Source organism: Pseudomonas sp. W2-17, from assembly GCF_041060445.1.
Taxonomy (GTDB): domain Bacteria; phylum Pseudomonadota; class Gammaproteobacteria; order Pseudomonadales; family Pseudomonadaceae; genus Aquipseudomonas.
Map to the genome: position 1 here is coordinate 183,275 of NZ_JAUFNS010000007.1, position 12,625 is coordinate 195,899.

Here is a 12,625-nt window from a genome sequence, read left to right on the forward strand (position 1 = left end):
AGAAGGCTTCCAGTAGACCTTACGTGACGTCGCAAAGTCGTTAATTCAAGCCTCGGCCTGTTCAAGTGTGGGCCATTTTTCAGCGTGAGCCAGCTGAACCAAGGCCTGGCGGACGTGTGTCGGCGTATTGCAGGGCTCTGCGAAGGCCAACCAGTACAGACTTTGACCCACGCGCAGGTGCATGCCCTCGCTGTCGATGCCCACCAGCGTGGCAGGCTCGGTCTTGGGCAAACCGGCCAGCTCGACGTAGTGGGCGATGGCCTTGGCGTGATCAGCATTCATGTGCTCGACCATGCTGAGCTCCGCAGCCCCGGCGAAGGGATTGGCCAATGCCGCGTCGTCCAGCCAGTGGATCGCGCCAAACCCGCCGATGAAACGGTAGCGCACCGGCTTCAGCACCCAGAAATCAAAATCATGAGCGCTGTGGTAGCTCTCGGATTCAGGAAAATAACGGTAGTAACGCTGAGCGGCCGCTTCAATCTGGGCCTCGTCGCTGATTTTCTCGGCCTCGGCCATCAGCGTGACGCGCCCCACCGCTTGCACATCCTCGGCGCCGCGCTCGCCCACCAGCAAGGAACACTTGGCGTCGAGCTGCAGATTGTGGGTGTGCTGCGCGATGCGGCTGATGAGGATCAACGGACGGCCCTGGTCGTCCAGGCAATAAGGCACCACAGAGCCAAACGGGTAACCGGGCATCGACTTGGAATGGGTCGATAACACGCCGCGGTATTCCTTGAGCAGCAAGGTACGGGCTTGCCGGTTGGCGCTGGCGCTCATGTGGGGCTCCTGAACAGTAAAACGAAGGCATCAAGGGACGCGTAGCAGCAGACGGCGACGCAGGCCCCACGATAATCGTTATCGCCGGAAGGTGCCAGATTGAGCGGGGGTGACGATTTCGTGGAGGGTTCGCGTAAAAAGAAAACGCTTGAAAATGAAACTGGCCAACGCACGCAGATCAGATTGTGATCTGCGCACGCTCAGGCATTGATAAAGCTTTTTTTACCAGGAAACACCAAAACCGGCGGTGTAGCGGGTCTTGTCCAGGTCGCCGTTGTCGGAGCCGCTGATGATGTCTTTCTCCGCCTTGAGGTTGAGCGACGCCCATTCGGTGACTTTGTAGCGCAGGCCCACTTCCGTCTCGAGGCTGTAGTCAGCCACGCCGCTGATCGGCTTGCCGACTTCACCGTTGGTGAAGAACTCGACCTTCTTGCCGATCAGGTAACGGTTGTAGTCCCAGGTGCCGGACACGGAATAGAAGTTGTCTTTCTCGCCGTTGGAGTATTCGAAATCGGTGCGGTTAAGCAGCGCGCCGATTTTGAATGCGCCCAGTTCGTCGTCCCAGAACTGGTAGCCCGGACCGGTACCCACGGTGCGCTGACGGGCCAGGTCTTCAATGGTGTCACGCTTGTAGGTGATACGACCGTCCCAGAACCACTTGTCCGTGAAGAACCGGTCGACCGAGTATTCGGCGTCCCAGTTATTGGTGGTGGTCAGGCTGTCCTGCGATTCGCGGTTGTACTCGCCCTTGGCGTTGTGGCGCCACTGGCCATGGGTCGCGGACGTCTTGAAGGCGATGTTGTAATCATCGGTGTCGTTCTCGGCGCGCTGGAAGTCCAGTGCAGCATCGACGTTGCCCTTCCAGACCAGATCGGTGACCACCGGCTTGGGTTTGATGATCTGCTGGATGCTCGCCAGTTCAACCGTCTTCGGCGCATCGCCATTGGCCAGCGTGACCTTGCCATCTTCGGCCGGCTGCAACGACTTGGACACTTCGCCGGTGGTGGCGTCCTGCTTTACCAGAAGGTGCTGGTCACTCTCCAGCGTCTTGATTTCCTTCCAGTCCAACGGGACGTCGCCTGCATATTTGGTATTAATCAGCAGCTTGCCGCCGTCGAAGAACTTGATAGTCCCGGTCATCTTGTCGCCGTTTTTCAACCAGACGGTGTCGGCGAGCAATGGGGTAGAAGCAGTAGCAACAGCAACGCACAACAGGGTTCTGGACAACATAAGCAACGACAAGGCTCTGGTTCGCGGAGAATCGGGCATTATCCGGATAGATAACGGGTTGGCCATCGGCAGACCGCCGACACAGGTAACACTGACAGTAGGAAGTTTCCCTAGTTCCTTATCGAAAATTCCCGTTCATCCCTTTTACAGGAACGAATGCGTGATCGAACAATCATCGGCTCAAAACGACCCTGCCGGCCTCTCTCCCGCTGAGGCACGGCGCACGGCGTTATACCTCACACTGCATCAAGTGCCGGAAGGCAAGGTAGTCGGTTACGGTCAGTTGGCCGAGCTGGCCGGTTTGGGACGAGCGGCGCGTTTCGTTGGCAGGGCATTGAGCCAGTTGCCGGACGGCAGCAGCCTGCCCTGGCATCGCGTGATTGGCGCCGGCGGGCGCATCAGCCTGGCCCCCGGAACCGTGTCGGGCGAGGAGCAACGGGCGCGCTTGCGGGCCGAGGGCGTGACCATCCGTAACAATCGTGTGGATATGCAGCGTCATGGCTGGCGCCCGACAGAGCACAACGGTTAGAGTGCGCGCTTTGTTTACGTAACCTGAGGCAGATTCCAGCCCATGCCCCGCAAAACCTGGCGCGCCGCGCTCGCCGCATATGCCAGCCCCTCTACGTTTGTGCTCCTGTTGCTCGGCTTTGCCGCGGGCATGCCCTACATGTTGGTGTTCTCAACGCTATCTGTCTGGCTGCGCGAAGCCGGCGTTGCGCGTGAAACCATTGGCTATGCCAGCCTGATTGGCCTGGCCTATGCCTTCAAATGGGTCTGGTCGCCGCTGCTCGATCAATGGAGCCTGCCGTTGCTGGGCCGGCTCGGCCGACGCCGCTCGTGGCTGGTGCTCTCGCAATCGCTGGTGACCCTGGGCCTGATCGGCATGGGGTTCTGTGACCCGCAGCAGCATCTGTCGTGGCTGATCGCGATTGCCGTGCTGGTCGCGTTCTCCTCCGCGACCCAGGACATCGCCATCGACGCCTACCGCCTGGAAATCGCCAGCGACAGCCAGCAAGCGACCCTTGCCGCCAGCTACATGGCCGGCTATCGCGTCGCCGCCCTCCTCGCCACTGCCGGCGCGTTGTATTTCGCCGAAGGCTTCGGTTCGACCGGCTTTGCCTACAAACACTCGGCCTGGGCCGGCACCTACGTGCTGTTCGGCCTGCTCATGGTGCCCGCGCTGATCACCAGCCTGATCATGCGTGAACCGTCCGTGCCGATCCGCACCCAGCTGTCGGCCGTGCGCTACGGCTTTGCCCATCAACTGGCCTCGGTGTTCGTGCTGATCATTCTGCTGGTCTCGGTGCCGGCGATGTTTACCCAGCTGTACAACACCGATTTCGCCAGCGTGCTGTTTCAGGGCACCACCTGGAAAGACCTGCTGATGGAAGACCGCGCCTTTCTGCGCGCGATCCTCTACACGCTGCTGACCGTGGCCTGCCTGTCGTCCATGGGCCGCCGCGGTCTGGCGCCGGTGCTGACGCCGATCAACGATTTCATCCTGCGTTATCGCTGGCAGGCCTTTCTGCTACTGGGGCTCATCGCCACGTATCGCATGTCCGACACGGTCATGGGCGTCATGGCGAACGTGTTCTACATCGACCAGGGCTTTACCAAGGATCAGATTGCCAGCGTCAGCAAGATCTTCGGGCTGGTGATGACGCTGGCCGGCGCGGCGTTTGGCGGTCTGGCGATCGTGCGCTTCGGCATTCTGCCGATCCTGTTCATCGGCGGCGTGACCTCGGCTGCGACCAACCTGCTGTTCCTGATGCTGGCCGACATGGGCCCGAACCTGAAGATGCTGATCGTCACGATCTCGCTGGACAACTTCAGCTCGGGCCTCGCGACATCGGCGTTCGTGGCCTACCTGTCGAGCCTGACCAACCTCAAGTTCTCGGCCACTCAGTACGCGCTGCTCAGCTCGATCATGCTGCTGTTGCCGCGCCTGATCGGTGGCTACTCCGGGGTTATGGTGGAGAAGCTGGGGTACCACAACTTCTTCCTGGCGACCGCGCTGATGGGCGTGCCGACGCTGTTCATGATCGCCCTGCACTGGGCGCAGGAAGCACGCCGGGAAGCGCGGGAAGAAGCGGCAGAACCCGAAGAGCCGGCCAAGCCTGCGGATTCGGTGCTCTAAAGAGCCTTCATCTTCCGGCTGCTACAAGGTTGCCTCCGCCACGGCGACCAACAAAAAGCCCCGCACTTTCACAAGTCGGGGCTTTTTGGTGTCTGCGGTCGAGCGTTACGCCTTTGCGGGCTGCTCATCCTGCACCACACGAATCACGCGCTGCGGGAACGGGATGTCGATGTTGGCCGCGCGCAGGCGGTCACGGATTTCAGCGTTGAAGCGGTTCGACACGTCACCGAAGTCACCGGTCTTGGTCCACACACGCAGCGACACGGTAATCGAGCTGTCGCCCAGTGCCGCGACCACCGCCTGTGGCGCCGGATCCTTCAGGATGCGCGGATCATCCGCCATGTCCATCAGCACTTGCAGCGCCTGCTTCAAATCGGCGTCGTAATCGATGCCCACGTCGAAGGTGATCTTGCGCGTCGGCTGACGGTTGGTATTGGTGATGATGCCGTTGGACAGGTTGCCGTTGGGCAGGATTACCGTCTTGTTGTCGCCGGTGCGCAGCACGGTGTGGAAGATCTGAATCCCGTCCACGGTGCCCGACACGCCTTGCGCTTCGATCCAGTCGCCAATGCGGAACGGACGGAACAGCAGAATCAACACGCCACCGGCAAAGTTCGCCAGACTGCCCTGCAACGCCAGGCCGATGGCCAGACCCGCCGCACCGATCGCGGCAACGAATGAGGTGGTTTCTACCCCGATCATCGAGGCAACGCTGACGATCAGCAGTATCTTAAGAATGATGTTGGTGATGCTGCTGATGAAGCCCTGCAACGCCAGGTCGACGTGGCGCAGCGCCAACAGCGCGCCCACTCGGGACGTCAGTCTATTGATCAGCCACCAGCCGACCAGCAGGACGACCACTGCCAGCAGCACTTTGCTGCCGTATTGCATGACCATCGGGATCCAGGCCTGAGACGCTTTCACCAGATGGTCTACCTGGCCGTTTAAATCCAAGTCCATCTATTTCTCCTCGGGGTCGCGACATGGAAGGCTTAAGCAACGGCGCCGAATGGGCCCGTTATTTCAGCCAGACCTGCATTCGGACGCACAGGAACCCCTCGGGTTCCTGAGCCAACATGAAATCGCGGGGCAAATCGCGGGGGAATCAGTCGCGGAAGTTGTTGAATTGCAGCGGCATGCCGAACTCGTGACCACGCAGCGCAGCGATCGCTTCTTGCAGGTCATCACGCTTCTTGCCGGTGACGCGCACTTGCTCGCCCTGAATGGCAGCCTGAACCTTGAGCTTGGCTTCCTTGATGTGAGCGACGATCTTCTTCGCCAGCTCCTTGTCGATGCCTTCCTTGAGCGTGGCCTCCTGCTTCATGACCTTGCCGGACGCGAAGGGGTCCTTCAGTTCCAGGCACTGCACGTCGATCTTGCGCTTGACCAGGGCCAGCTTGAGGATCTCGATCATGGCTTCGAGCTGAAAACCTTCTTCGGCCGTCATCTTGATCAGCAGGTCTTTTTCCGTGAATTCGAAGCTGCCTTTGCCTTTGAGGTCGTAGCGGCGGTCCAGCTCCTTGATCGCGTTGTCGACGGCATTCGTGACTTCGTGTTTATCCAGTTCAGACACTACGTCGAACGAGGGCATGTAGATTCTCCAATTGATACGGCGCGGCTCGACATGTGGATGGAGCACGCCTGACTTGACGGTATGAAAGCCCGGTCATTATAACGAGACTTTTCCCACGTTCATGTGAGCCTGCGATGTTGATTTGGTTTTCCTTGCGCACCGAGATCTTCGTCATCGGGGGTGATTTCAGTTGAATCCCGTGCGCTGGCATGTGCTGGGTGCGGGCAGTCTGGGCAGTCTGTGGGCCACGCGACTGGCCCGGGCGGGTTTGCCGGTGCGGCTGATCGTGCGCGACGAGGCTCGACTGGTGGCCTACAACACGCAAGCCGGTCTGGCGCTCAACGAAAACGGTCAACGCCAGAGGTTTGCTATCCCGGCACAGACGGTCAGCGCAGGCGAGCCCATCCAGCGGCTGCTGGTGGCGTGCAAGGCCTACGACGCTGAACGCGCCGTTGCAGCCGTCGCCCATCGTCTGGCCGACAAAGCTGAGGTCCTGCTCCTGCAAAACGGGCTGGGCAGCCAGGACGCCGTGGCCGCGATGATTCCTGAGGCACGCTGCATCTTTGTCTCCAGCACCGAAGGCGCCTACCGCGATGAAGACTGGAGCGTGGTGTTCGCCGGACAGGGTTTCAACTGGCTCGGCGACACGCAGCAAGGCGCGGCGCCGGCCTGGCTGGACGAACTCAAGCAGGCCGGCATCCCCCATCAGTGGACCGCTGACATCACCGAACGCCTCTGGCGCAAGCTCGCGCTCAACTGCGCCATCAACCCGCTGACCGTGTTGCACCAATGCCGCAACGGCGAGCTGCAGGCTCATGCCGAGGAAGTGACGGCGCTGTGTGCCGAGCTCGGCCATGTGCTGCACTGCTGCGGTCAGCCCGGCGCGGCGGAAGGGTTGCTGGAACAGGTGCAACAGGTGATTGCCGCCACCGCCGGGAATTATTCCTCCATGTATCAGGATGTCGCCCAAGGCCGCCGCACCGAGATCCGCTACCTGCTCGGGCACGTCTGCGCCACGGCGGCGGCGCTTGATTGCCCGGCACCCACACTGAACCTGTTGCGCCTGCGCCTGATCGAACACCTCAACGCCCGAAGTCTGCCCAGCGACTGACGGGTTTGCTCACGGGCGGAACAGCGCTAACCTGCCCGCTCCTCCTTCCGGTGACCTGCCCCATGCCATTGCGCCAGCGCCTCGAAAACCTGCCGGTCGGTCAAAAACTTCTGGCCGCCTTGCTGGTATTGCTCACCACCGTGCTGGTGGTCGCCAACCTAACCTTCATCAGCGCCGCCTATTACATCTCTCAAGAAGCGATGGCGCCCCAGGCGTTGCAAACGATCGGTCGACTGATCAGCAATCCCGGGCTGTCCGAGCAAGCCTTATCCTCGACCTACAACGCCCAGGCGCTGCTCAAGGAACTTAAAAATTACGGCCCGTTGCGGGCGGCGGCTGTTTACGACAGCAGCGGTACGCGTCTGGCGCAGATGCAGCAGGGCGACAAACTGCGCATGCCCGACCACTATCGGGATCTGGAGAGCTGGCGCATTACCGAGTTTCGCAACACCCAGGTCATCCCCATTCCCAAAGCAGGGCAAGCGGCGGGGCATCTGTTGCTGGTCGCCAGCAGCGAATTGCCGACGGCGTTCTACACCGGCACGCTCACCGCCAGTATCGGCATTCTGATTTTCAGCATCTTGCTCTGGGCCGGTGTGGCCCGGCAGATTCGGCGCTTCATCACCGAGCCGATCTACCAGCTGGAAGACCTATCGCGGCGGGTCACCCGCGAGGAGAACTACGCGCTGCGAGCGACGCCCGGCAACAAGGACGAGATCGGTTCGCTGGCCGAGGCGTTCAACACCATGCTCTCGCGCATGGAAGCCCGTGAGCAGCAGCTCAGACGCGCCCGCGATGAATCCCAGGAAGCCTACGATCAGGCCCAGGGTCTGGCGGAAGAAACCCGTCACACCAACCGCAAGCTGGAGCTGGAAGTTCAGGTGCGCAGCAAGATCGAGAAGAAGCTCACGGGGTTTCAGAATTACCTCAACAGCATCATCGACTCCATGCCCTCGGCGCTGATTGCCCTGGATGAGCAGCTGTACGTCACCCAATGGAATCAGGAAGCCGGCGCCCTGTCCGGCACCCCGCTGGACGAGGCGTTGAACCAGCCGATTTACTCCGCCTTCCCGCCGATGCGCGCCTTCTTGCCGCAGATCAAACAGACCGTCGAGCGTCACACCGTCACCAAGATCGAGCGCGTCACCTGGGTCAAGGGCGAAGAGTCGCGTCATTACGCCCTCACCTTCTACCCGCTGACCGGCGATGCAGGCCGTGGCGCGGTGATCCGCATCGATGACATCACCCAGCGCCTGTCGCTGGAAGAAATGATGGTCCAGTCGGAGAAAATGCTTTCGGTGGGTGGTCTGGCCGCCGGGATGGCCCATGAGATCAACAACCCCCTCGGTGCGATCATGCACAACGTGCAGAACATCCGCCGTCGGCTGTCGCCCGATCTGCCGAAGAATCTGGAGCAGGCCCAGCAGGAGGGCATCGAGCTGGCGGCAGTGAATCAATACCTGATCGCCCGCGAAGTGCCGCAGTTGCTGGACGGCATTCAGTCAGCCGGGGCGCGGGCGGCAAAGATTGTCAGCCATATGCTCAGCTTCAGCCGGCGCAGTAACCGTCAGCTGGCGCCCTGCGATCTGCCGGCACTGATTGATCAAGCCGTGGAGATCGCCAGCAACGACTTCGACCTGACCATCGGTTTTGACTTCAAGGGCCAGAACATCATTCGCCAGTTCGATCCTGCTCTGGGCCCGGTGCCTGCGACGGCCAACGAACTGGAGCAAGTGCTGCTCAACCTGCTCAAGAACGCCGCTCAGGCTATCCATCAGCGTGAAGACGCGAGGGAGCCGGGGCGCATCATTTTGCGCACGCGCTTGAACCCGCCCTGGGCGGAAATCCAGGTCGAGGACAACGGCATCGGCATGTCGGAAAGCGTGCGCAAGCGCACCTTCGAGCCGTTTTTCACCACCAAGGAAATCGGTCAGGGCACGGGCCTCGGGCTGTCGGTGTCGTATTTCATCATCACCAACAACCACAAAGGCCAGATGGAAGTGCATTCCACCCTCGGCCAGGGCACCTGTTTCACCTTGCGCCTGCCGCTGGTGGACAATTCGATTGATATGCCTGCACCACAGGTCATTGGTCAGAACGACCGGGAGTAGAGCCATGGGATTTCGCTTGTCGAAAATTTACACGCGCACGGGTGACACCGGCGAAACGGGCCTGGGCGATGGCCGCCGAGTGCCGAAGGATCACCCGCGGGTCGAGGCCATCGGGGAAGTCGACTCACTGAACAGTCAGGTCGGCGTGTTGCTGGCCGGCCTTTCGGCGGCAGTCGCGACTCATCCGGCACTGCAGGAAGTCATCGACGTGTTGGCGCCGTGTCAGCATCGACTGTTCGACCTGGGCGGCGAGCTGGCGATGCCGGAATACAAGGCGCTGAATGCGGCGGAGATTGAGCGCCTGGAAACGGCCATCGATCACTGGAATGAGGAGCTGGGGCCGCTGGAGAACTTCATTCTGCCGGGCGGCTCGACGCTGATCGCCCAGGCCCACGTTTGCCGGAGCCTGGCACGCACGGCGGAGCGGCGTTGCCAGCACCTGAACGCGGTCGAGCCACTGGCCGGGGTTGGTCTGGCGTACATCAATCGGCTGTCGGATTTGCTGTTTGTCGCGGCACGGATCATTGCCCGGCGCGAGGGGGTGGCGGAGATTTTGTGGGAGCCTGCGAAGAAGCCGCAGTGACTGGGTAAGGAGTAGGCAGGACTGTGCTGCGGTGATGATGTGCTGATACACCGCAACTCAGCTGGCAAATGCAAAAGCTGTGGGAGTGAGCTTGCTCACGAAGACTGCCTTTCAGCCACTAGAGATCTAGTGGATGTACAGACCTCTTCGCGAGCAAGCTCGCTCCCACAAGTTCTTCATCGGCAGCGGAACCAGGTGTTGTGCCAAGAAGGATGAGCCGGCACCGACATTTGCTTTGTCAGTCCTGCGGCCAGAACGCGCGAATGCCGGCCACACCCTGCGCGCCACATTCCCAGGCGTGCTGACGGTCCGTCGGCCCTACCCCGCCCAGCAGATAAACCGGTTTACTGAAGCCCTCAATCAACTCGCGGGCGTTTTCCCAACCCAGCGGCTGTGCATCAGGGTGAGTTTGCGTCGGCAGCACGGGCGAGAGGGTGACGAAATCCACGCCCATCTGCTCGGCCAGACTCAACTCTTCAGCGTCGTGACATGAGGCTGCCTGCCAGCGATCGTCAGGAAACGGACGGCCCTTGCTGGCGTATTTGCGCAGCTGTTCGCTGGTCAGGTGCCAGCCCGCTGCCGGAAAGTCGCCCAGCCATTCCCTCGGCCCTTTGAGCATCAACTGCGCCTTCCCCGCGCACAGCCCGACCGCGTCCACCGCAACGTCACGGTATTTCGGGTCGTACATGTTCGGCGCACGCAGCTGAACCAGCTTGATGCCGCCAGCCACCGCCGTGCGTATGCCCCGCAGCAGCTCGGGCGTTTCCAGATCGTCCGGGGTGATCAGGTATTCACCCGGCAAACGCGCGGCGGCCACGATCGGCCTGTTCGCTGCCGGGAATTCATACTCGGCCAGTTCCCGCTGCGATACCCAGGCCAGCGGTTGCCCTTCAACACCGTGGGGCTCGCCGGTAAACGACGAGACTTCCCAGACGTCCAGCAACACCTGTTTGTCCGGGTAGTCGTGCTTGATCTTGATCAGCGGGCGCGCCGCAGTCACGACGATGCCGAGTTCTTCGTGCAGCTCGCGAGACAGCGCGGCTTCGACCGATTCATCAGGCTCGACCTTCCCGCCGGGAAACTCCCACAAGCCGCCTTGATGCTGTTTGTCGGCGCGTCGGGCGATGAGGATCTTGCCGTCGGTGCCACGGATAACCGCCGCGGCCACATGGATGCGTTTCACGTTCAACCTTCCTCCAGACCTGCCTGCTGCCAGCGCTTGAACTCAGGCCACTGATAAATCGTTTCGACGTAGGCGGCCGCATCTGCTGGCAGCTCGACGCGATAGGTACGAAAGCGCACGGCGACCGGTGCGAAGAACGCATCGACGATGCCCGGCGTGCCGAACAGGAAACCCTCGCTCACACCCGACACCGCGCGGCATTCACGCCACAGCGCAACCATGCGGTCGATATCTGCCTGAGCTTCGACCGCAATGACTTCCAGCGCCTCGTCCTGACGCAAGTCCATCGGCAAATGCGAGCGCAGTCCGACAAAGCCGCTGTGCATCTGCGCGCACGCCGACCTAGCTTGAGCGCGGGCGGCGATATCCGCCGGCCACAAGCCTGCATTCGGAAAACGCTCCGCCAGATATTCACAAATCGCCAGAGAATCAACGATGGTGCCGTGCTCGCACTTCAGTGCCGGGACTTTACCGGTCGGCGAATGCTCCAGAATCAGGCGCGTGGTGTCAGCCTGATTCAGGCGAATCACCTGATCGGTGAACGCCTCGCCGGTCAGCGCAAGTGCCAGCCACGGACGCAGCGACCAGGAGGAATAACGTTTGTCGCCGATGATCAGGTGCAGGCTCATGTCTTGGCTCCGTTGAAACCGGTGGACTCGCTCGTGACTCAGGTGCGGTATTCCGCGTTGATCTTCACGTATTCGTGCGACAGGTCGGTGGTCCAGATGGTTTCGCTGCAATCCCCACGTCCCAGCTCGATGCGGATGGTGATCTCTTCCTGCGCCATCACCAGCGAGCCTTGCTCTTCAGTGTAGGTGCTGGCGCGGGCGCCTTTGCTGGCGATGCAAACGTCACCCAGAAACACGTCGATCTTGCTGACGTCCAGGTTCGGCACGCCCGCACGCCCTACGGCCGCCAGGATCCGGCCCCAGTTCGGGTCCGACGCGAACAGCGCGGTTTTGATCAGCGGCGAATGGGCCACGGTGTAACCCACGTCCAGGCATTCCTGGTGATTGCCGCCGCCGTTGACTTCGACGGTCACGAACTTGGTCGCGCCCTCGCCGTCACGGACGATGGCCTGGGCGACGTCCATGCACACTTCGAAAACGGCTTTTTTCAGCGCTTCAAACAGCGGGCCCTTGGCTTCAGTCACCGCAGGCAAGTCGGCCTGACCGGTGGCGATCAGCATGCAGCAGTCGTTGGTCGACGTGTCGCCATCGATGGTGATGCGGTTGAACGACTTGTTGGCGCCGTCGCGAATTAGGTCCTGCAGCACGCTCGGCGCCACCTTGGCGTCGGTAGCGATGTAGCCCAGCATGGTCGCCATGTTCGGACGAATCATGCCCGCGCCTTTGCTGATGCCGGTCACGGTGACCGTCACACCATCGAGCACGAACTGACGGCTCGCGCCTTTAGGCAGCGTGTCGGTGGTCATGATGCCGGTGGCCGCAGCAGCCCAGTTGTCGACGGACAAATCATCCAGTGCGGCCTGCAGCGCGCCTTCGATCTTCTCGACGGGCAACGGCTCGCCGATCACGCCGGTGGAAAACGGCAGCACGGCGCTGGCATCCACCCCGGTGATCTCGGCCAGCTTCGCGCAGGTGCGCTCGGCAGCCGCCAGCCCTGGTTCACCCGTGCCGGCGTTGGCGTTGCCGGTGTTGGTCAGCAGATAACGCACGGTGCCCTGCACGCGCTGTTTGGCGACGATCACCGGCGCCGCGCAAAACGCATTCAGGGTGAACACGCCTGCAACGCTGGAGCCTTCGGCGCAGCGCATGACCACGATATCTTTGCGCCCCGGGCGCTTGATGCCGGCGGAAGCGATGCCAAGTTCGAAACCGGGAACCGGGTGCAGCGTCGGCAAAGGACCAAGACCAACAGCCATGAAGTGCGCTCCTTGAAAGACAGTCACACCGCGCG

12 protein-coding genes are annotated in these 12,625 nt (G+C 61.5%); 5 read left to right on the forward strand and 7 right to left on the reverse strand.

Going from position 1 to position 12,625, the window contains the following annotated elements; all coding sequences use genetic code 11:
* Nucleotides 1-45: 45 nt before the first annotated feature.
* Both QWI20_RS11255 and QWI20_RS11260 read right to left on the reverse strand, forming a co-directional pair.
* The gene (locus tag QWI20_RS11255) at nt 46-777 is read right to left on the reverse strand and encodes a HugZ family protein (protein ID WP_369305560.1); all 732 of its coding nucleotides are present in this window, start codon (nt 775-777) and stop codon (nt 46-48) included.
* A 222-nt stretch (nt 778-999) separates the two neighbouring features.
* Nucleotides 1,000-2,007 carry a DUF481 domain-containing protein gene (locus QWI20_RS11260; protein ID WP_065992174.1) on the reverse strand — a complete coding sequence of 336 codons (1,008 nt, stop codon included), beginning with the start codon at nt 2,005-2,007 and terminating at the stop codon, nt 1,000-1,002.
* Between the two features lie 160 nt (nt 2,008-2,167).
* Between QWI20_RS11260 and QWI20_RS11265 the strand changes: the two genes are divergently transcribed.
* Together QWI20_RS11265 and QWI20_RS11270 are read left to right on the forward strand one after the other, a co-directional pair.
* Nucleotides 2,168-2,536, forward strand: coding sequence for an MGMT family protein (locus tag QWI20_RS11265; protein ID WP_369305561.1), 369 nt, complete (start codon nt 2,168-2,170; stop codon nt 2,534-2,536).
* 42 nt (nt 2,537-2,578) lie between these two features.
* Nucleotides 2,579-4,144 carry an AmpG family muropeptide MFS transporter gene (locus tag QWI20_RS11270; RefSeq protein ID WP_369305562.1) on the forward strand — a complete coding sequence of 522 codons (1,566 nt, stop codon included), beginning with the start codon at nt 2,579-2,581 and terminating at the stop codon, nt 4,142-4,144.
* Nucleotides 4,145-4,249: 105 nt separating this feature from the next.
* On the opposite strand, the gene QWI20_RS11275 is transcribed toward QWI20_RS11270, so the two are convergent.
* Both QWI20_RS11275 and QWI20_RS11280 read right to left on the reverse strand, forming a co-directional pair.
* Entirely contained in the window at nt 4,250-5,098 is an 849-nt protein-coding gene (locus tag QWI20_RS11275) for a mechanosensitive ion channel family protein (protein WP_346627122.1), read from the reverse strand.
* A 151-nt stretch (nt 5,099-5,249) separates the two neighbouring features.
* Complete coding sequence (locus QWI20_RS11280; RefSeq protein WP_065992166.1) at nt 5,250-5,735, reverse strand: YajQ family cyclic di-GMP-binding protein; 486 nt, start codon at nt 5,733-5,735, stop codon at nt 5,250-5,252.
* 181 nt (nt 5,736-5,916) lie between these two features.
* On the opposite strand from QWI20_RS11280, the gene QWI20_RS11285 reads away from it, so the two are divergent.
* The 3 genes from QWI20_RS11285 (at nt 5,917) to QWI20_RS11295 (ending at nt 9,522) form a co-directional block, all read left to right on the forward strand.
* Nucleotides 5,917-6,828: a putative 2-dehydropantoate 2-reductase gene (locus tag QWI20_RS11285; RefSeq protein ID WP_369305607.1), complete on the forward strand. Its 912-nt coding sequence runs from the start codon at nt 5,917-5,919 to the stop codon at nt 6,826-6,828.
* Nucleotides 6,829-6,890: 62 nt separating this feature from the next.
* Nucleotides 6,891-8,939: an ATP-binding protein gene (locus tag QWI20_RS11290; RefSeq protein ID WP_369305563.1), complete on the forward strand. Its 2,049-nt coding sequence runs from the start codon at nt 6,891-6,893 to the stop codon at nt 8,937-8,939.
* Nucleotides 8,940-8,943: 4 nt separating this feature from the next.
* A complete protein-coding gene (locus QWI20_RS11295) occupies nt 8,944-9,522 on the forward strand; it encodes a cob(I)yrinic acid a,c-diamide adenosyltransferase (RefSeq protein WP_065992164.1) in 579 nt (192 codons plus the stop codon).
* Between the two features lie 238 nt (nt 9,523-9,760).
* On the opposite strand, the gene QWI20_RS11300 is transcribed toward QWI20_RS11295, so the two are convergent.
* Genes QWI20_RS11300 through argJ form a run of 3 tightly spaced genes read right to left on the reverse strand, consistent with a single transcriptional unit; the run spans nt 9,761 to nt 12,590 of the window.
* Entirely contained in the window at nt 9,761-10,705 is a 945-nt protein-coding gene (locus QWI20_RS11300) for a Nudix family hydrolase (RefSeq protein WP_369305564.1), read from the reverse strand.
* Between the two features lie 2 nt (nt 10,706-10,707).
* The gene (locus tag QWI20_RS11305) at nt 10,708-11,334 is read right to left on the reverse strand and encodes a glutathione S-transferase family protein (RefSeq protein WP_369305565.1); all 627 of its coding nucleotides are present in this window, start codon (nt 11,332-11,334) and stop codon (nt 10,708-10,710) included.
* 38 nt (nt 11,335-11,372) lie between these two features.
* The gene (gene argJ, locus QWI20_RS11310) at nt 11,373-12,590 is read right to left on the reverse strand and encodes a bifunctional glutamate N-acetyltransferase/amino-acid acetyltransferase ArgJ (protein ID WP_369305566.1); all 1,218 of its coding nucleotides are present in this window, start codon (nt 12,588-12,590) and stop codon (nt 11,373-11,375) included.
* Nucleotides 12,591-12,625 lie beyond the last annotated feature (35 nt).

Coding starts and splice junctions, on each gene's coding strand:
- QWI20_RS11270 (WP_369305562.1), top strand. CDS start 2,579: ATGCCCCGCAAAACCTGGCGCGCCGCGCTCGCCGCATATGCCAGCCCC.
- argJ (WP_369305566.1), bottom strand. CDS start 12,590: ATGGCTGTTGGTCTTGGTCCTTTGCCGACGCTGCACCCGGTTCCCGGT.
- QWI20_RS11305 (WP_369305565.1), bottom strand. CDS start 11,334: ATGAGCCTGCACCTGATCATCGGCGACAAACGTTATTCCTCCTGGTCG.
- QWI20_RS11260 (WP_065992174.1), bottom strand. CDS start 2,007: ATGTTGTCCAGAACCCTGTTGTGCGTTGCTGTTGCTACTGCTTCTACC.
- QWI20_RS11290 (WP_369305563.1), top strand. CDS start 6,891: ATGCCATTGCGCCAGCGCCTCGAAAACCTGCCGGTCGGTCAAAAACTT.
- QWI20_RS11255 (WP_369305560.1), bottom strand. CDS start 777: ATGAGCGCCAGCGCCAACCGGCAAGCCCGTACCTTGCTGCTCAAGGAA.
- QWI20_RS11295 (WP_065992164.1), top strand. CDS start 8,944: ATGGGATTTCGCTTGTCGAAAATTTACACGCGCACGGGTGACACCGGC.
- QWI20_RS11280 (WP_065992166.1), bottom strand. CDS start 5,735: ATGCCCTCGTTCGACGTAGTGTCTGAACTGGATAAACACGAAGTCACG.